Consider the following 18,142-nt stretch of genomic DNA (forward strand, 5'->3'; position numbering starts at 1 on the left):
GGCCTGACCGAGCTCAGGGACCTCGGATGCGGGCGGGCGCGCCTCGCCGCCGCTCACGCGTCCACCGCCGCGGTCGCGCGGAGGATCTCGCGCCCCTGACGCTCCGTCACCGCGGAGCCGCGGCGGTACACCGACTCGCCGCAGAGCCAGGTCTCTCGCACGACGCCCGTGAGCGTCTGCCCATGCCACGGTGAGACCGGATTGCGGTACTCGAGGGCGGCGGCATCCACGACGAACTCCTCATCGGGAGCGAACGCGACGAGGTGCGCCGGGGCGCCCGGCTCGATGACGCCGAGCCCGTCGAGGCCCGCGATGCGGGCCGGCCCGGTCGTGAGGAGCGGCAGGATGCTCTCGAACGCCAAGCCCCGGGCGCGGGCCGTCGAGTGCACGGCCGACAATCCGGTCTGCAGGCCCGCGATCCCGCCCCAGGCGAGACCGAAATCGGGGTTGCCCTTCAGCTCGACGGTGGCCGGCGAGTGGTCGCTGACGATCGCGTCGATCGTGCCGTCGACGATCCCGGCCCACAGCAGATCGCGGTTGTCGCCGCCGCGGATGGGAGGGCAGCACTTAAAGGCCCCCGCGCCGTCGGGCACCGCGTCGGCGTCGAGCGTCAGATAGTGCGGGCAGGTCTCGACCGTCAGCCGCACGCCCTCAGCCTTCGCGGCGCGCACGTCGTCGAGCGCTCCCCCGTCGGCCACGTGAACGATGTGTGCGCGGGCGCCCGTGCGGCGCGCCGCCTCGATGACGCGGCGGATGGCCGCCCTCTCGCTCAGGGGCGGGCGGCTGGCCTCGAAGTCGCGGTAGTGCGGCCCGAGCGCGCCGTCGGCGTGCAGGTGCGCGGGATCTTCGGCGTGGACGATCAGCAGACCGTCGAAGATGGCGAGCTCGGCGAGGCAGCGCTCGAGCTGCTCGGCATCGAGGTGTCCGAACTCGTCGATGCCGCTCGGCGACAGGAAGCACTTGAAACCCACGACCCCGGCGTCGGCGAGCTCGCGCAAGGATCCGAGATTCTCGGGCACCGCGCCACCCCAGTAGGCGACGTCGACCGCGAGCTTTCCCGCGGCGGCCGCGCGCTTGGCATCCAGTGCCTCGGTCGTGGTCGTCACGGGGAGGCTGTTCAGCGGCATGTCGACGATGGTCGTCACGCCGCCGGCGGCGGCTGCGGCGGTGCCGGTCGCGAAGCCCTCCCACTCGGTGCGGCCCGGTTCGTCGAGGTGCACGTGCGAGTCGACGAGGCCCGGCAGGAGCACGGAATCACCCGGCAGCACCGTCTCGGCCGCGGCGTCGAACGGCTCGACCGCGGTGATGACCCCGCCCTCGCTCACGACTGTCGCGGGGCGGAACTCCCCGTCGAGATAGACCCGTCGTGCGGCGATCCGTGTGCTCATACCGGCCACGCTAAGCGCCCCGCGTTTCGCAGATGTAACCGTGATCAACATTCATGCAAACACCTCGAGATTCGCTGCCTGGGGAGGAAGGGTGGGCGCACCTGCCCCACGAGCGGGAAGCGCGTACTCGTCGCGCTTGCTCGTCCCGAGACCCATCCGCACCATCCCGGATGCCATCCCCACCGCCGCCGCGACCCCGTCCACGACCGGGACACCGACGCGTGCCGACAGCTCGGCGCAGAGGTCCGCCATCCCGGCACAGCCGAGCACGATGACGTCAGCCCCGCCCGCCGCAGCCTCTGCGCTGTACCGCGCGATGGTCTCCACCGCGACCGAGCCGGTGTCCTCGAGGTCGAGCACGGGGATCCCGGTCGCCGCGAGCGACACGCACGCCCGTTCCATGCCGTAGCGCGCGACGAGGTCGTGCGCCCGGCCGAGAGTGCGGCTGAGCGTCGTGACGACGCCGAAGTGCCGGCCCGACACCGCGGCCAGGTGCATCGCGGCCTCGGCGATCCCGACGACCGGCGCGTCGACCAGCTCGCGCGCCGCGTCGAGCCCCGGGTCGCCGAAGCACGCGATCACGTAGGCATCGGCGGGGCTGGCGCCGTCACGGTCGGCGGCGACCAGCTCGACCACGGCGGCCGCCGCGGCGACCTCGTCGACGTGGCTCTCGATCGCGGACGCCCCGACCGCGGGACACACCGCGTCGACGACCACGTCGGGTCCCGCCACCTCCCGGGCGGCGTCCGCGATCTTCGCGGTCATCGCCCGGGAGGTGTTGGGGTTGATGAGCAGGATCCTCACGCGAGCGCCCCGCGCGGGCCGGCGGCGGTCGGGCGCCCGGGCGTTGCCGTCCCGCGCTCCGGAGTTCCGGCATCCTGAGCCGCCTTCGCGAGCACCACGGGCGCATCGGGCGCGACGGCTCCGGAGCCCGGCACCGGGGTCCCGGCATCCGCGACCGTCCGTGCCAGCACCAGGGCCTCGACCTCGGCAGCGGCCGCCACCTCGACGGTGCCGTCGGAGATCCCCTCTGTCTCACCGTCGAACGTCGGCACCCGCGGGTCGATGCGCTCGAACAGCAGGAACAGCACGTAGCCGAGGCCGCAGCCGATGAACCAGCTGTAGTCGCTGATCCACGAGACGTTGAACAGACCGAGGTCGGCGAACAGCTTCGGGAAGACGGCGATCGCGACCGTCGGAACACCGGCCACGATGACCGCCTTGACCGCATTCGGGTTGAAGCCGTTGCGGTACCAGTAGGGGCCCTTGGCGTCCATCGTGAACATCGCGTCGACCTTCACGCGCTGGCGGGCGGAGATGTAGTAGCCGGCGATCAGGATGCCGAACAGGGGCCCGATCAGCGCGCCCAGAACGCCGAGGGAGTAGTGGATGGCGTCGGCGTTGGAGTACCAGTTCCAGGGCATGAGCAACGTCGACCCGACGGCGGCGATCATGCCGCCCGCGCGCCACGAGATCTTCTTCGGGGCGACGTTGGAAAAGTCGAAGGCGGGCGAGATGAAGTTGGCGACGATGTTAATGCCGACCGTGGCGGTGACGAAGGTCAGGCCGCCGAGCAGGATCGCGAAGGGCGTGTCGATCTGCTCGACCGTCTTGATCGGGTCGGTGATGAGCGCGCCGAACACGGGCACGGTGGCCGACGCCGTGATGACGGTGAGCAGTGAGAAGAACATGAAGTTGATCGGGAGGCCCCAGAAGTTGCCCTTCTTCACCGCGGCGAAGCTCTTGCCGTAGCGGGCGAAGTCACCGAAGTTCAGCATCGGGCCCGAGAAGTACGACACCACCAGCGCGATCGCGGCGAACATGACCGGGATCGACGCCCAGAAGTCGAGCTGCGTCGTCGACAGGGTGAACGAGATGTTCTGGATGCCGGCCTGCGACACCAGGTAGATCGCCAGGATGATCATGACGACGTAGACCGCCGGGCCCGCCCAGTCGATGAAGCGTCGGATGACCTCCATGCCGTTCCAGAACAGCAGGAACTGCGCGACCCACAGGATCGCGTACGAGATCCACCCGAGCGCCGACAGACCCGCGAACGAGACGTCGAGCAGCGCCGCGGATCCCGGCACGAACTTCAGGAAGATGATGTTCAGCGACTCCGCGGCGAGGAACGTCTGCACGCCGTACCAGGCGATCGCGATGAGACCGCGGATGATCGCGGGGATGTTCGCACCCCGGATGCCGAACACCACACGGTTGATCACCGGGTACGGGACACCCGTCTTCTGGCTGGGCTTGGCGACCATGTTCGCGAAGACCTGCACGATGACGATGCCGGCGATGAGCGCGACGAGCACCTGCCACGACTGCAGACCCAGGGCGAACAGCGAACCGGCGGTGACGTAGCCGCCGACCGAGTGCACGTCGCTCATCCAGAAGGCGAAGATGTTGTAGCTCGACCACTTCTGCTTGCGCAGCGGCGCGAGGTCCTCATTGGCGAGACGGTCGTCGTAGTGGGGCTTCATGTTGCCGCCCCCGTGGGGGTGGCCGGCAGCCTCCACGAGATCGTGGGGGCCGGTGAGCGGTGTGGAAGTCATGTCATTCCTCTCAGGACGATGGATGCCACGACGTGGAGTCCGCGGCCGGAGTGGAGCTCTGATGTGAAGTTATGGGTTCACACAACCCCGCTGGTTTCGCTCGTGTAACGAGCGTGTGAAGTCGATCCTTCACACGTTGCGGCTCCCTAGACTCGGGGCATGACGCAGCCGCCCCTCGCCGACGCCGTCGACCAGGGCGCGGCCGCGACGCCCCAGCCGTCGGCATCCGTCGGGGCGCGCATCCGCGATCTCCGTCAGGCCCGGGGCATCTCCGCCCGCTTTCTCGCGAAGACGCTCGGCATCTCCCCCAGCGCCGTGTCGCAGATCGAGCGCGGGGTGATGCAACCGAGCGTCTCGCGGCTCATCGCGATCACCGACGCCCTCGGCGTTCCTCTCGTGGCGGCTTTCGACCCGGCATCCGATCGTCCCGTCGAACCCGTCGGGCCCTCGGGCTTCACCCTTCAGCGCGCGGGGCAGTCGCCCGACATCGTGCTCGACAGTGGGGTCTCGTTCCGTCGCCTGACCCCCGGATCGTCCCCCGGCGTCGACTACTTCGAATCGATCTACCCGCCCGGCGCCTCCGCCCACGGCGCTGACGGCCTGTTCCACCACGAGGGGTATGAGGTCGGGACGGTCGTCGCCGGCGAACTCACGATCGACTTCGAGGCCGAGCGCGTGATCCTGCGGGCGGGGGATGCCATCAGCTACCCCTGCTCGGTCCCCCACCGCCTGCACAACACCGGCGAGACGGATGCCGTGGCGCACTGGTTGATCGTGCACGCCTGAACGGCAGATTTCACACGAGGAGAATTTTCCTTGCGCGAAAGATCTCCTTGTAGGAGAATTTTCCTCGGAGGAAATCATGGACAGCGAGAAGATTCGGAGCCGTGCGCGAGACTACGGCATCGACCTCATCGGAAACATGCCGACGGTGAACAGCCCGGTCACCTCTCTCGTCGTTTCACGCGGGAAGCAGCAGCAGACGGTCACCGCGGTTGCGGTGTCGCCTCTGACCCTCACGGAGCTGGAGCACATCCTCCCTCTCCCCGTGAAAGGTCCTGTCGTCGCGCTGAGCAGCCGAGTCACGCCGCGCAACGCGGACGCGCTCCGAAACATCGGCGTCAACTTCATCGACGAGGCAGGTAACGGCTACCTGTCGCTCGGAGACACGCTGATCGACGTGCGCGGGCGGACGCCCGACTCCGCCACCGGCCTCCGTAAACCCGCGAAGAGCGCCTCCCTGTTCACGGAAAAGCGGTCGCAGGTCATCCTTGCGGTGATCAGTTGGCCGGACCTCCTCGCTGCACGGCTCCAAGACCTCGCGCGAGCCGCCGGAGCCTCCGTGAGCTTCACGCAGAAGACGCTGGTGGCTCTCGAATCAGCCAACTTCCTCGACCGCTTCGGCCCACGCGACCACGGTTCCCTGAGGAACATCGACTCGCTGATCGATGGATGGGCGGCAGCATTTACGAGCGGACTCGGCTCGCGGGAGAACACTCGAGCCTTTCGTGGGACTTTCGACCCGTCCCGCCTCTCTCCGGACGGCCCACCGCTCTATCTCAGCGGAGAAGCCGTCGCACCGTGGATCGCACGCAACATCACATGGACCATCTACGCCGACGGCATCCCCCGCGATGCAGCCCAAGCGGGGCGCTGGGCGCGCGATGACGAGTCACCGACCCTGTTCCTTCGCGAGAAGTTCTGGACCGAGCCTGTCCCGGCGCGCACGCGAGAATCTGCCCGACTACGAGAAGCGCCGCCTTTGCTGGTCTACGCCGATCTCCTGGCATCCGGTGATTCTCGCGAACGAGAAGCAGCCCAGCGTCTGAGAAACGACAATGCTCGACTGCGCGCGCATTGACCTCCGACTGCTGGACGATGTCGCGGCGGCCGTCCACGATCTGGTCACGACGACGGGTATCGATCCTCGGAAAATCCTGCTGGTCGGGGCACGGTGTCGCGATGCCATCCATTCCGCCTTGGGAAGAACGACACCGACGCGCCTGACCACAGACCTCGACCTCGGAATCGCCATCGCCTCATGGAACGAGTTCGAGCGGATCGGATCGGCATTCACCTCCATCCAGTCGAACGGAATCGCCTTTCGCGTCGCCGGTATGCATGTCGATGTCGTCCCGTTCGGCGATGTCGCTGAGGAACCCCGCGGCCTCAGCCGACCATCGACCCGCAATGACGACATCGTCGTCTTCGGATTCCAGGAGGTGTTCGACCGAGCATCAATCCTGACGCTTCCCACCGGGGAAGCTGTCCGTCTTCCTCAACCCTCGGGGTATGCATTGCTCAAAACCCGCGCGTGGGCGGATAGAAGTGCGCACGGCGACCATCGCGACGCACAGGATCTGGCTGTTGCCTTCGACTGGTATGCGCAGGATCCGTCAACGAGCGATCGTCTCTTCAGCGCCGACATCGACATCAGCGAACTGTACGGCTTCGACGCTAACCAGAGCAGCGCGCATCTCCTCGGCCGTGACATTCGGCGGCATCTCATCCCCTCAGACGCGAACGACCTGGTGAGCCGGTTCACCGGCCTGGACGTGCGGCCGCTCACTGGCCACCTGCTCAACCTGCCGCAGGACCGGTCGCGACGACTCGATATCGTCGAGGCGTTCACGCGCGGTCTCCGCGACGCGCAACCGCCCGCCTGACGCCTGATGGCCGGAGCGGACGACGGAGCCCCCGCCGACCCGGACGTCGGCGAGGGCCCCGCGTGTTCTACTTCGCGATCAGCGTCAGCGTCAGCGTCGAGTGGTAGACACCGACGGGCGCATCCTTGGGCGGTGTGAAGTCCAGGCCCGCGTCGAAGCGCGCGCCGCCGACCCCCGTGGACACGCCGGCCGCGCCCGTGGCGATGACCCCTCCGCCCGTGCCGACGGCGAGACCCGGCAGCAGGACCTCGCCCGCGAACGACATCGGTCGGATGCCGAGCGCGTCCGCCGGGGCGGAGTAGGTGCCGCTGGTGAAAGGCGTGGCCGTCGCGGTGAGCGTCCATCCCGTCAGCGCGGCACGATCATCCACGACGGTGACCTTGCCGAGGTTCGCCGTCGCACGCGTCCCCCGCTCGACCGAGCCGAAGTCCACCGAGGACTTCTGCGCATCGAGAGACCACAGATCGCTCGCGGTCACCGTGGTGCGCAGCTCCGTGTTGTCGCGCAGCGTGGTCGGGTGCACCGGGATCTCGAACGTGCCCCAGGCGAGGACGGTCGGATCGTTCGGCTGCGTGAGCGCGACGGTGTGGCGGCCCGCTTCGAGCGCGGAGACATCGACGATCGCGTCGCCCGCGGCATCCGTCGTCACCTGTCCGAGATCCGTCGGCGAGGACCACGCCCACGCCCGCAGGACCTGACCCTTGTGCGCCGCGCCCGCGTGCACCGTCACGGTGGTCCCCCCGTCGAGAGGACCCGTGACGTCCACGGGAGCCAGGTCCGAAGAGGACGGCAAAGACGGCGTCGGATCGATGACGGTGAGGGTCGCCGCCGCCGACACGGTCTTGCCGCCCTCGACGTTGGAGGCCACGGCGCGGAACTTGCGGCCGTTCATCTCGGTCGTGGCATCCTTCACCGTCAGGGTCGACGAGGTGACCTCCGCGACATCCGTCCAGGCAGACCCGTCCGCGGACGACTGCCAGGCGACGGTCGGAGCGGGCGATCCCCCCGCGGTCACCGAGAACGTCGCCGTTCCCCCCACAAGCACGCGCTGGTCCGACGGGTCGGTGAGCGTCGGCACGGGTGCCGAGATGGTCACCGTCGCCTCGAGCGCCTTCCCGTCACGACTGCCCAGCGACTGCACAAAGCTCAGCGGGTGGGCGCCGGCGCCGGAGACGGGGCTCTCGAGGGCCACGTGCCAGGTGCCGTCCGCGGCGACCGCTGCCCGACCGATCGTGCGGCCCCGGTCGACGACGCGCACGTCGGCGCCGGCGAGCCCGGTGCCGTCGAACGACGCGAGAGACGCCCCCGCCGGCTGTGCCGACGACACGTCCGTCACCAGGGCGAACTGCGGTCCGCCAGCGTCGATGTTCTGACGCTGGTACAGGAACTGGTCGGTGGTCAGGGCGTGGTCGACGATGCGCGTCTCACCGACGCAGCCGTACCAGCCGTGCTCGGGCTCCTCGTTCCACGTCGAGGCGCCGATGATCCACGGCATGAAGTCGGCCGCCATCATCCCGCCGACCTGCGAGGCGTTGCGGAGCACCGGAACGCCGTCGACGTACATGATGACCGTTCCCGAGGCCGGGTTGTTCACGATCGCGACGTGGTGCCACGCCCCGGGCATGATCTCGCCCGACCAGAGGGTGTACGAGTTCTTCGAGCGCGGATCCGCTGCCGAGTACTGGTACTCGCGGAGGTTGGAGATGCCCAGCCATGCCGCACCGGCACCGGCGTCGGAGGAGTCGTTGATGCCCATCCACTGGCGGGCACCGCCGCGCGTGATGGCTGCTCCCCAGCGGTTGGCCGCCTCGGTCCAGTTGGTGTCCATCTGAAGGAACGTCTCGAGCGTGTAACCGGTCGTCGCGTCGAGGTGCGCGAAGGTGGCCGGGGCTCCGTACTCGGTGGTGATGTAGCCGAGGTTGTCGCGCGCGCCCGCATTACGGTGGACGTCGGTGAAGCACACCGCGCCCTTGTCGGCCGAGTAAACCGGCACGTTGGCGTGCGAGATCGAGACGTCGTCGCTCGTGTCGGGCGCGTCGGTGTCGTCCACGGGGTTGCGGTACATCGGGCTCGACCCGGCGATGTCGGGGATCTCGGTCGTGTCCGTCATGTCGCCCCCGGCGACGCCGCCGAACCGCCAGTGCGCGATCGTCCCGTCGACGCGCACGTAGTCGCTGTCGTTCCCGGCGACGGCGAGCTGCTGCTCCTTCCCCTGTCCGGTCCATCCCGCCGACACGATCTGCTTGGCTCGCTCCGACAGATCGACGTTGTCGGCCTGCGCCGCGGTGGGGGCCGACCATCCGAAGCGGGCGCCGAAGTCGATCGGGAGGCTGAACTGCTGCCACTTCCCGTCGAGCACGGGGGTGTCCGTCGACGTGAGTGCATCGGCGTGCTTCTTCGACACCCAGGGCGAGACGGTGTCGACGTCGATGCTGTTGTTCGTGAGGTCGAACTCGAACAGCGTCATGATGCCGTTACCGCCGTCCGCGGCCATCTGGTAGTCCGTCAGCACCTCGAACACGGGGTGTCCGAAGTCGTTGGTCAGCGTTCGCTGGGTCGCCCCGTGGAAGTGACCGTTCAGGGTCAGGACGATCTGGTCGTTCTTGCGGATGAGCTTGTCCCACAGCAGGTCGCCGTACCACCAGCTCGTGGGAGAGATCTGGTCCTGGTCGATGCCGATGATCGCGTGCGAGTTCAAGATCACGGGGACACCGGGGTGGGCGTCGAGGATGCCCTGCGCCCACGCGAACGTGTCGTCGGAGGCGTTCCAGCCGAGCGAGAGGACGATCCAGTCGTGTCCCTCCGCCTGGAAGTCGTAAGCCGAGGAGTACCCGTTCTGGAAGGTGCCGAGCAGCGTTCCTCCGGCCTGCCGCTTCAGCGTCGTCGCCCCGAAGTTCGACAGGTAGTTCGCCGCGTTGGCCTCCGACGAACGTGCGCCCTGGTCTGCCACGTCGTGGTTGCCCGGGATGATCGAGTACGGCACGCCCCCGTCCTCGAGGATCCGCATGGCCTTCGACGCGGCGGTCCACTGATCGCCCACCCACTGCTGGTCGACGACGTCGCCGAGCTGCACGGCGAACGGGATGTTCAGGTCGTTCTTGTGGTCGACGACCCACTGCGTCTGCGCCTCGAACGGGTTCGTTCCGTACTGGGGGTAGAACTGCGACGCGCTGTAGCGCGAGTAGAACTGCGTGTCGGGGAGGACGGGCAGGAGGAAGCTGGATCGGTCCGCGGTGGCGGGCGCGTCGGCTGATGCGGCGGCGGACGGGGCCGACGAGGGGGTGTTCCCGTCAGCCGCCAGCGCGACGGAGGCATTGCCGAGGACGAGGGTGGACAGGGCGAACGCCGTCACGGCGGCGACCACGGAACGTGCGCGCGAGGCGCGACGAGGCTGGATGGACATCTCTCTTCTCATCAGATGCGGGAAAGCGGAACGGCGAGTCAGGAAGCGGGGGTGCGGGGCCCGTAGGCCTCGACCTCCGAGAGGGTCATCCACGTGCCGGACGACTTGTTGCCGACAATCACGCGCAGGCCGGTGGCGAGCACGGGGGTGGAGGTGACCTCCAGGGAGAGGTTGGCGGTCGCGTTGGTGACGGGCCAGCCCGACGCGGTCGGCAGGTTCTTCCACCCGCCGAGCAGGGTGCGGTACTGGACGGTCACGGTGCCGATGTTCTGCTTCCCGCCGATGTCGTAGACGTTCACCCCGGTGATCTGGCGAGGCTGATCGAACGAGAACGACACACGGTTGGGGTTGACCCGGTTGGCGGCTCCACCGCTGCGCCAGTCGGCGAAACCGACGGCGTTGCGGTTGCCATCGGTGAGGGCGAACGTCGTGCCGTCCTTGAACGTCCAGTCCGGACGCACACCGTTCTGCCGCAGCAGGTTCACGCGCTCGGGTGCGACGAGCGTGATGATCAGTCGAGCGCTGAAGCCCGATCCGGCGACCGCCTCGACCGTGACGGTTCCGGGCTGCGCGAGCGCGGCATCCGTGAGAGCCGACCAGTCCCACGACACCGGGGAGGTCACGGTCGCCGCCGTTCCACTGACCTTGCGCACGACCGTGCGCGGGGCGAGCATCCGCAGTTCCTTCACGCTCACACCCGCGTAGGACTTCAGCGCCGCGTCGTCCGCCTGACCGGGCGAACCGACGGAGAAGTGCGCCGTGACCGCGACCGCCTCACCGAAGAAACCGGATGCCGTTCCGGTCACGTCGACCTCGCCGCTGCTGTTCCAGACCGATCGATCGGGCATGCGCCAGGCGATCGACGTCAGAGGAACCGATCCTCCCCAGCCGTATCGGGCTGCAAGGCTCGTCGGCATCGACGGCGCCGACCCCGCGGGGACCACCGCGCTGGGGACCGCCACGGTGGCCTGCAGCGTGTGCATCCGCCACTTCTGCACGGCGGCACCGGTGTTGAGCGTGTACGTCTGCACCTCCGAGCCGTCGGTGGTCTTCCAGTTGTACAGATCGAGCGCGGCGGATTGCGACGACGGATCCGGCTGCACGTTCACGAGGTTGACGGTGCCGTCGCCGGCGTCGCGCGCCTCCCACTGGGCGTAGGGATCTGACGCGGAGTCCGCGACATCGGCGAGCTGGAGGTAGCGGAAGGCCGTCTCGCTGTTGCGGGAACGGACGAGGACCCGGTCCTGCTGATCGGCGATCAGGTAGGTGTTGGCCGACCCCGTGACGGGAAAGAAGCGCAACGCCTGCGCCTTCAGCGACGCTGCGTTGCCGGTCCTCATGGTCTCGATCGCGGCGGCGGCGCGGTCCGTCGCGCCGGGCGCCGATGACACCTGCGCGTTCGTGTCGCCGATCTGCAGGACCTTTCCTGCCGCGTTCACGCTCTCCAGCAGCAGGAGCGTGGGAGCCCCGACCCCCGAGGGGAGGGCGGAGGTGGATGCCTGGAAGCGGTCGATCGGCGCGGCTGAAGCCGGTGCGGCGACCATCAGCCCGACGAGTGAGACGGCGACGGCGGCGAGAAGTCGCAGGGACCGTCTCGGAGACGTGGGGGGCATGGGAAACGGGGTCCTCTCGCGGATGGGGCGCCCTTTCCGGGCGTCGGCCCTCGGGCGGGCCGGACAGAAGCTATCCACGCGATCTGCCCGGCAACTCTCACGGGCGGTATCTAGAGATGAACGGCGGGTTCTCGCCGCGTGGACGGGCGCGGCCGGTCGCCGCACACGAATGTTCCCCACAGCAACATCGCCGACACATCCCGCCACAGCCCCGTAACGCGGCGCGCCTAGCCTGACCGGCATGCACTTGCACCACTTCAACGCGGCCTCGACGGCGGATGCCACGGCCGTCGTCCGCGTCTGGGCCGACATCCCGGGCTGGGTCGATGCCGTCGTCGCGGGTCGCCCCTACGCCGACGTCGACGCCCTCGCCGCGTACGCCGGAGACCTCGCCGCGGTCTGGTCGCCGGACGACCTCGAGGCGGCGCTGCACGCGCACCCCCGCATCGGCGCGAAGGTCGCGGGCGACGGCGCCGAGGCCGCGGCATCCCGTCGCGAACAGGGGTCCATGGCCTCCGCCGCCGACGACGACGTCGCCGCGATCGCCGCCGGGAACGCGGCATACGAGGAGCGGTTCGGCCGCGTCTTCCTCATCCGCGCGGCCGGACGCACGCCGAGCGAGATGCGCACCGAACTCGAACGCCGCCTCGGCAACGACCCCGACACCGAGATCGTCGAAGCCACCCGTCAGCTCGCCGAGATCGCCCTGCTCCGCCTGCGGACGACGTTCGCCGACGAGGCACCGGCCGAACCCGAGGACGCCGAATGACCCACCTCACCACCCACATCCTGGATGCCACGGCGGGCACGCCCGCGACCGGCGTCACCGTCGCGCTGGCCCGGCTCGACGGCACCCCCGTCGCCGAGGGCACGACCGACGGAGACGGCCGCCTCGCCCTCGGATCCGATCGCCTCGAGGACGGCGACTACGCGCTGACCTTCGGCACCGGTGCCTACTTCCGCGCGCGCGGAGTCGCGTCGTTCCACCCGATCGCGACGGTCGCGTTCACCGTGAGCGGCGAGGCGCACCTGCACGTGCCCCTGCTGCTGAGCCCGTTCGCCTACTCGACCTACCGCGGCAGCTGAGGAGAGGCATGAGAGTCATCGTGATCGGGGCGGGAGTCGGCGGAACGTCCGCGGCGCTCGCCCTGCAGAAGCTCGGCCACGAAGTCGTCGTGTACGACCGCATGCGCGAGAACCGTCCGGTCGGCGCCGCGCTGTCGCTGTGGTCGAACGGCGTGAAGGTGCTCAACTGGCTGGGCCTCGGCCCCGAAGTCGCTGCCCTCGGCGGTCGCATGGACGACATGGCCTACTACGACGGCCACACCGGCGACGAGCTCTGCCGCTTCAGCCTCGCGCCCGTCACCGAGCAGACGGGTCAGCGCCCCTACCCGGTCGCGCGAGCGGATCTCCAGCAGCTGATGATGGATGCCGTCGGCCCCGCCCACATCCACCTCGGCAAGCAGCTGACCGGCGTGTCCGAGACCGACGGCGTGGTCACCGCCACCTTCGCCGACGGCACCACCGACACGGCCGATCTGCTGATCGGGGCCGACGGGGCGCGCTCGATCGTGCGCGACTACGTCACCGAGCCCACCGGCATCCGTCCCGAGAGGTCGTACTCGGGATACGTGAACTACAACGGTCTCGTGCGCGCCGACGAGCGGATCGGACCGCTCGATCAGTGGACGACCTACGTCGGCGACGGCAAGCGGTGCGCCGTCATGCCGGTCGCGGGCGACCGGTTCTACTTCTTCGTCGACGTACCCGGGCCGTCGGGAGTGGTCGAGGACCGCATGGCCGCGCTCGAGGCGGCATTCGGATCGTGGGACGCACCGGGAGTGCGCGCGCTCCTCGACGGCATCGACCCGGACGAGTCGCTCAACCGCGTCGAGATCTGGGACATCGACCCCTTCGACACGTGGGTGCGCGGGCGCGTCGCGATCCTCGGCGACGCCGCCCACAACACCGCACCCGACATCGGCCAGGGGGCGTGCTCGGCGCTCGAGGACAGCTTCGCTCTCGGCATCGTGTTCGCCACGACGACGCTCGGCGTCGCGGACTCGCTGAAGCGCTACGAGCGCATCCGCACCGAGCGGGCCGGCGACCTCGTGCTGCGCGCCCGTAAGCGCGCGCACGAGACGCACGCGTTCGACGTCGCCGCGACGCAGGCCTGGTACGACGGCCTGCGCCGCGAGGACGGGACGGGGGTCATCCGCGGGATCATCGGCAACATCGAGGGAAGCCCCGTGGAGCTGGGCGCGAGCGTGATGCGCTGAGCCGAGGGCGGGCGCGGCCGGCACGCGAAGCGGGCGAAACTCCTGAGAAACGGATGCTGGGCACCCGTCGAGCGCGGGAACCTGCGGCATCCAGCCCCGAAGAGTCCGAAAACTCAGGAGTTCGGCGCACCGTCGCCGAGGGACGGAGGCGGTGGCCCCGCGAGGCGCGAGCGTCCTGCCCCTGACCCGGCGTGGACGCGTCACCTCCGCACGGCCACCGCCGTCCGGTCCACCTCGACGACACCGCCGACGACCGTCAGCAGCACATCGGCGGTCGCGAAGGCATCCGGATCCGCCGACAGCGGGTTGGCGGAGAACACGGTGAGGAACGCCGGCATCCCCTCCTCGATCGTGCCGCCCGCCTCGCCGACCGAACGCCACCAGCCACGCGTGTGCGCGTCGAGGGCGACCGGGGCGCCGAGGGCCTGATCCAGCAGGACGGGCGTGACATCCGTACGTCCGGCCGGTCGGCGGAGCATCGCCGCGGCGAGGGTTGCCCGTGCGTCGTACGGGGCCACCGGCCAGTCCGATCCGAGGGCCACGACCACGCCCTTCTCGTGCAAGTCGCGCGTGCGCCACGCGCGGTCGGCGCGCTCGTCGCCGAGGCGGCGCGACCAGTTGTCGGTGTGGTCCGCGCGTGTGAAGTGCGTGCAGTGCGTGGGCTGCATGCTGACCGAGACGTCCGCTTCGACAATGAGATCCAGCACGTCGTCGGGCAGCGTCTCGATGTGCTCCATGCGGTGCGGGACACCGGTGCGCTCGAGGCCGTTCAACGTCGCGGCCACGAACTCGATGCCGCGATCGCCGATCGCGTGAGTCGCCGTCGGGATGCCGCGGGCGTGGAAATACTCGACGGCGGCGGCGTACTCGGACGGGCTGAGCCAGAGCGACTCGGTCGACTCGCCCAGAGTGTCGGGCTCTCGCAACCACGCGGTGCCGTTGTCGATGGTGCCGTCGATCATGAGCTTGATGCCGCGCACTTCCCAGCGGCGACCGTGCCGGCCCTGCAGGTCGGCGAGCTGCGCCCAGTCCGCCTCGGTGGAACCCGGAACGGCCATGGGCGAGACGCGAAGACGGATCGGCAGCTCCCCCTCGGCCTCGATCGCGTCGAAGAGGTCGAAGGCGTCGGGGTCTGACGAGTCGAGCATCTGCCCGATCGTCACGCCCGTCTCGGCCATGCCACGCAGGATGGCGACGAGGGCATCACGCCGCTCCTCGAACGTCAGGGCGGGGATGATGCGTGTGACGCGCCCCATGGCGCGATGCTCGAGGAGATACCCCGTGGGCGTGCCCTCGGCGTCGACGGCGATCGACGAGGCGTCGTCGAAGGTCTCGGCGCCCGTGACACCCGCGCGGGCCAGGGCCGCCCCGGATGCAACGGCCGAGTGCGCGTCGAACAGCTGCACGAACGCGAGGCGGTCCTGCGACAGCCGGTCGAAAAGTCGCATCGACGGTGCCGCCGCGCCGAAGACGTTCGGGTTGAGACCCCACCCGAACACCCATTCGCCCGCGTCGGCGGACTCCGCGGCCAGCGCCTGCTGGGCCTCCTCGAGGGTCTCCGCCTCGCTCAGGTCAACGCCTCTCGTCATCCCGATCCCCGCGACGGGGTGGATGTGCGCATCGACGATGCCGGCGGTGAGCGTCGCGTCACCCAGGTCGACGACCCGCTGAGCGCGCGGTTTCCACGAGTCCGCGGCATCCGGAGTCCCCACCCCCACGATCACGCCGTCGCGGATCGCCACGAACCCGGCCTCCGCAGGCGCGCCGGCGAGGGCCGTCGGCGTGAGGACCGCTCCCGCGAGGACCAGCAGGTCGGTGTTCTCGGGCATGGGCGCCTCCCTTCTCAGTGCGCGACAGGTGTCGCTTCGATCGGATGCCGTCACTTCTGCCCCAGGAACGACTCGCGCGGCAGCTGGTCGATCGCCTCGGTGGTGGGTTCGACCTCCGAGAAGTCGAGCTTCGGAACCGGGCGCCGGAACATCCCCGTCTTGATCGCGAGGATCACCACGCCCAGCAGTGCCCAGATGCCGCCGATGACCCACGTCCCGCCCTCGAGCGAGCTCAACAGCCAGAGCGTGAGCGCGAATCCGATCGCGGGGACGATCCCGTACCGCACGAGGCGTCCCGCGGTGAGCGCGCGACGCTCCGCGCGCGGCGGGAAGAGATAGGTGCGGATGACCGAGAGATTCACCATCGCGAAGGCGACGAGCGCGCCGAAGCTGATCATGAACGCCGCCTGGGACAACGTCACGAACAGGCCCGCGAGAGCCACGAGCGACACGAGAGCGGTGGCGACCACCGGGGTTCCGTACTTCTTGGACAGGCCGCCGAGCGGACGCGGCAGGATGCCGTCGCGCCCCATCGAGAACAGGATGCGAGACACCGCCGCCTGTCCCGCGAGCCCGGCGCCGAGGGTGCCGATGACGGTGATGAAGACGAAGCTGCCGGCGAGGATCGGTCCCCCGACGTGGTCGAAGAGCACCGCACCCGCGGCATCCAGGAGCGCCTGCGGCGCCGCGCTCCAGTCGGGGAGGTGGTACGCCAGAGCACCCAGCCAGGCGACCACGATGAAGAGCAGTCCGCCGACGATGGTGGTGACCATGATCGCGATCGGGATGTCGCGCCGGGGGCGCTTCGCCTCCTCGGAGAGGGTCGACACGGCGTCGAAGCCCAGGAACGACAGCGAGAGCACCGCGGCACCCGTCAGAACCGGGCTGAACTGCGCGCTGCCCGGCAGGAACGGCTCGAAGACGCCGGGGGCGTCGGGGTCTCCGATCGCGGTCTTGATGGCGAAGAAGGCGAAGACCACGACCGCGGCGAACGAGATCAGCACGACCGCGGCGTTCACCTTGCTCACCAGGGAGATGCCGAGGACGTTCAGGATGAGCGCGACGATGATCGCGCCGAGGGTGAACACCCAGACGGGCACGTCGGGGAACTGGGTGTTGGCGTACAGCCCGAGGATGAGGAAGTTGATCATCGGGATGAACAGGTAGTCCAGCAGCAGGATCCACCCGGTGAGGAAGCCGACGCCCCCGCCGAACGACTGCTGTGCGTAGGTGTACGCCGAACCGGCGACCGGGTAGCGGCGGACCATCGCGGCGTAGCTCGAGGCGGTGAACAGCATGACGATCAGGGCGACGGCGTAGGACGCGACGAGGTGCCCCTCGGTCAGCTGGTTCACGATGCCGTACGTGGTGAAGACCGTGCCGATGGCCATGTACGAGATGCCGAAGAGCGTGAGGCCGACGACGCCCATCGAGCGGGGAAGGGAGGTGCGGGAACGCTGAGACATGAGCGAACTCCTTGGGTGAGGTGCGATCACCTGTGATCGCGTAAAACGAACATAGTTCGATTTGCCCGCACGTACAATGTTTCTCCGGCTCGGATTTCTCCGGCTCGACGGCGAGGAAACAGCGTGAGTGCAGTAGGGAAGACAGCGTCCGAGGCCGCCGCACGACCCCGCCCGGTGGGGCGTCCGCGGGTCGGAGTGCTCTCTCGCCGCCTCATCGGCGAGACCGCCCTACGCCTGCTCGGCGACGATCGCGACACCGGGTTCCGCATGAGCGATCTGGCGCGAGCGCTCGGCGTGCGCGTGTCGTCGCTGTACAACCACGTCGAGAACAAGACGGCGGTGTTCGCGGAGATCCGAGAGATCCTCGCCGAACACATCGACGCCGACGCAGCTCCCGATCCCCGATGGGACCACGCTCTCCGCAACTGGGCGCACGCCTATCGCGCGGCCTTCGCCGCCCACCCCTCGACGGTCGCGTACCTGTCGGCGCTCCCCCTGGACGCGACCTCGACGGTCGGCAGATCGTACGACCACCTGGCATCCCAGCTTCAGGATGCCGGCTGGTCAGCCGCAGAATCGATGAGCGTCATCGTGGCCGTGGAGTCCTTCGTGCTGGGTTCGGCGCTCGACGCCTCGGCCCCGCAGGACATGCTCGATCCGGGGGATCGGGCCGACGTCCCCACGTTCGCCGCGGCCTATCACGCGCGCCGGGAACTCGCCGAGGCTCAGGGCGCCACCCCCGCCGACCTCGCGTTCGCCCTCGGCCTCGACGCGCTGCTCGAGGGCCTCCGGCTGCGCGCGGGCTGCGGGTAGCGGGGGCGCGGCGCGCGGGGGTGCCCGGGCTGGCGCGGGGGCGCCGCTCTCACGTTGAGTGTCCAAGACACGCCGTCATGGGTGACCGCGTTACGGCGTGTCTTGGACACTCAACGGGGGCGCTTGG

At 69.3% G+C, this 18,142-nt stretch carries 14 protein-coding genes; 7 read left to right on the top strand and 7 right to left on the bottom strand.

Going from position 1 to position 18,142, the window contains the following annotated elements; translation table 11 throughout:
- Nucleotides 1-53: 53 nt before the first annotated feature.
- The 3 genes from allB to QE388_RS04740 are packed head-to-tail and all read right to left on the bottom strand — an operon-like array spanning nt 54 to nt 3,946.
- On the bottom strand, nt 54-1,388 hold the full coding sequence (gene allB, locus QE388_RS04730; protein WP_307383415.1) for an allantoinase AllB: 1,335 nt from the start codon (nt 1,386-1,388) through the stop codon (nt 54-56).
- 51 nt (nt 1,389-1,439) lie between these two features.
- Entirely contained in the window at nt 1,440-2,192 is a 753-nt protein-coding gene (locus QE388_RS04735) for an aspartate/glutamate racemase family protein (RefSeq protein ID WP_307383418.1), read from the bottom strand.
- Nucleotides 2,189-3,946 (bottom strand): NCS1 family nucleobase:cation symporter-1, encoded by a 1,758-nt coding sequence (locus QE388_RS04740; RefSeq protein ID WP_307383420.1) that lies wholly within the window; start codon nt 3,944-3,946, stop codon nt 2,189-2,191. The genes QE388_RS04735 and QE388_RS04740 overlap by 4 nt, the downstream gene beginning before the upstream one ends.
- Before the next feature lie 159 nt (nt 3,947-4,105).
- On the opposite strand from QE388_RS04740, the gene QE388_RS04745 reads away from it, so the two are divergent.
- The 3 genes from QE388_RS04745 (at nt 4,106) to QE388_RS04755 (ending at nt 6,612) form a co-directional block, all read left to right on the top strand.
- Nucleotides 4,106-4,732, top strand: coding sequence for a helix-turn-helix domain-containing protein (locus QE388_RS04745; RefSeq protein WP_307383423.1), 627 nt, complete (start codon nt 4,106-4,108; stop codon nt 4,730-4,732).
- Between the two features lie 76 nt (nt 4,733-4,808).
- Complete coding sequence (locus QE388_RS04750) at nt 4,809-5,807, top strand: type IV toxin-antitoxin system AbiEi family antitoxin (protein WP_307383426.1); 999 nt, start codon at nt 4,809-4,811, stop codon at nt 5,805-5,807.
- On the top strand, nt 5,785-6,612 hold the full coding sequence (locus tag QE388_RS04755; protein ID WP_307383429.1) for a hypothetical protein: 828 nt from the start codon (nt 5,785-5,787) through the stop codon (nt 6,610-6,612). The genes QE388_RS04750 and QE388_RS04755 overlap by 23 nt, the downstream gene beginning before the upstream one ends.
- Nucleotides 6,613-6,679: 67 nt before the next feature.
- On the opposite strand, the gene QE388_RS04760 is transcribed toward QE388_RS04755, so the two are convergent.
- On the bottom strand, nt 6,680-10,015 hold the full coding sequence (locus QE388_RS04760; RefSeq protein WP_307383432.1) for a LamG-like jellyroll fold domain-containing protein: 3,336 nt from the start codon (nt 10,013-10,015) through the stop codon (nt 6,680-6,682).
- Between the two features lie 38 nt (nt 10,016-10,053).
- On the bottom strand, nt 10,054-11,628 hold the full coding sequence (locus QE388_RS04765; RefSeq protein WP_275801574.1) for a hypothetical protein: 1,575 nt from the start codon (nt 11,626-11,628) through the stop codon (nt 10,054-10,056).
- A 241-nt stretch (nt 11,629-11,869) separates the two neighbouring features.
- Here QE388_RS04765 and uraD point away from each other — a divergent pair, with 241 nt between their 5' ends.
- From uraD to hpxO, 3 genes are read left to right on the top strand one after another with little or no spacing between them, the layout of a single operon-like run.
- Entirely contained in the window at nt 11,870-12,397 is a 528-nt protein-coding gene (gene uraD / locus QE388_RS04770) for a 2-oxo-4-hydroxy-4-carboxy-5-ureidoimidazoline decarboxylase (protein ID WP_275801575.1), read from the top strand.
- Complete coding sequence (uraH, locus tag QE388_RS04775) at nt 12,394-12,714, top strand: hydroxyisourate hydrolase (protein ID WP_275801576.1); 321 nt, start codon at nt 12,394-12,396, stop codon at nt 12,712-12,714. Before uraD ends, uraH begins: the two co-directional genes overlap by 4 nt.
- Before the next feature lie 8 nt (nt 12,715-12,722).
- The gene (gene hpxO / locus QE388_RS04780; RefSeq protein ID WP_307383439.1) at nt 12,723-13,907 is read left to right on the top strand and encodes an FAD-dependent urate hydroxylase HpxO; all 1,185 of its coding nucleotides are present in this window, start codon (nt 12,723-12,725) and stop codon (nt 13,905-13,907) included.
- A gap of 200 nt (nt 13,908-14,107) precedes the next feature.
- Here hpxO and QE388_RS04785 read toward each other — a convergent pair whose 3' ends face one another.
- Together QE388_RS04785 and QE388_RS04790 are read right to left on the bottom strand one after the other, a co-directional pair.
- Entirely contained in the window at nt 14,108-15,736 is a 1,629-nt protein-coding gene (locus QE388_RS04785) for an amidohydrolase (RefSeq protein ID WP_307383443.1), read from the bottom strand.
- Nucleotides 15,737-15,786: 50 nt separating this feature from the next.
- Nucleotides 15,787-17,202: an APC family permease gene (locus QE388_RS04790; protein ID WP_307383445.1), complete on the bottom strand. Its 1,416-nt coding sequence runs from the start codon at nt 17,200-17,202 to the stop codon at nt 15,787-15,789.
- 123 nt (nt 17,203-17,325) lie between these two features.
- On the opposite strand from QE388_RS04790, the gene QE388_RS04795 reads away from it, so the two are divergent.
- Nucleotides 17,326-18,015, top strand: a complete 690-nt coding sequence (locus tag QE388_RS04795) for a TetR/AcrR family transcriptional regulator C-terminal domain-containing protein (protein WP_307383447.1) — start codon at nt 17,326-17,328, stop codon at nt 18,013-18,015.
- Nucleotides 18,016-18,142: the final 127 nt, after the last annotated feature.

The sequence above is a fragment of the Microbacterium sp. SORGH_AS_0969 genome (assembly GCF_030818255.1).
In the GTDB taxonomy this organism is placed as follows: domain Bacteria; phylum Actinomycetota; class Actinomycetes; order Actinomycetales; family Microbacteriaceae; genus Microbacterium.

What these genes read in the sequence shown, in the direction of transcription:
- QE388_RS04790 (WP_307383445.1), bottom strand. Translation starts at nt 17,202, where the DNA reads ATGTCTCAGCGTTCCCGCACCTCCCTTCCCCGCTCGATGGGCGTCGTC.
- QE388_RS04785 (WP_307383443.1), bottom strand. Translation starts at nt 15,736, where the DNA reads ATGCCCGAGAACACCGACCTGCTGGTCCTCGCGGGAGCGGTCCTCACG.
- uraD (WP_275801575.1), top strand. Translation starts at nt 11,870, where the DNA reads ATGCACTTGCACCACTTCAACGCGGCCTCGACGGCGGATGCCACGGCC.
- QE388_RS04740 (WP_307383420.1), bottom strand. Translation starts at nt 3,946, where the DNA reads ATGACTTCCACACCGCTCACCGGCCCCCACGATCTCGTGGAGGCTGCC.
- uraH (WP_275801576.1), top strand. Translation starts at nt 12,394, where the DNA reads ATGACCCACCTCACCACCCACATCCTGGATGCCACGGCGGGCACGCCC.
- hpxO (WP_307383439.1), top strand. Translation starts at nt 12,723, where the DNA reads ATGAGAGTCATCGTGATCGGGGCGGGAGTCGGCGGAACGTCCGCGGCG.
- QE388_RS04755 (WP_307383429.1), top strand. Translation starts at nt 5,785, where the DNA reads ATGCTCGACTGCGCGCGCATTGACCTCCGACTGCTGGACGATGTCGCG.
- QE388_RS04765 (WP_275801574.1), bottom strand. Translation starts at nt 11,628, where the DNA reads ATGCCCCCCACGTCTCCGAGACGGTCCCTGCGACTTCTCGCCGCCGTC.
- QE388_RS04760 (WP_307383432.1), bottom strand. Translation starts at nt 10,015, where the DNA reads ATGTCCATCCAGCCTCGTCGCGCCTCGCGCGCACGTTCCGTGGTCGCC.
- QE388_RS04745 (WP_307383423.1), top strand. Translation starts at nt 4,106, where the DNA reads ATGACGCAGCCGCCCCTCGCCGACGCCGTCGACCAGGGCGCGGCCGCG.
- allB (WP_307383415.1), bottom strand. Translation starts at nt 1,388, where the DNA reads ATGAGCACACGGATCGCCGCACGACGGGTCTATCTCGACGGGGAGTTC.
- QE388_RS04750 (WP_307383426.1), top strand. Translation starts at nt 4,809, where the DNA reads ATGGACAGCGAGAAGATTCGGAGCCGTGCGCGAGACTACGGCATCGAC.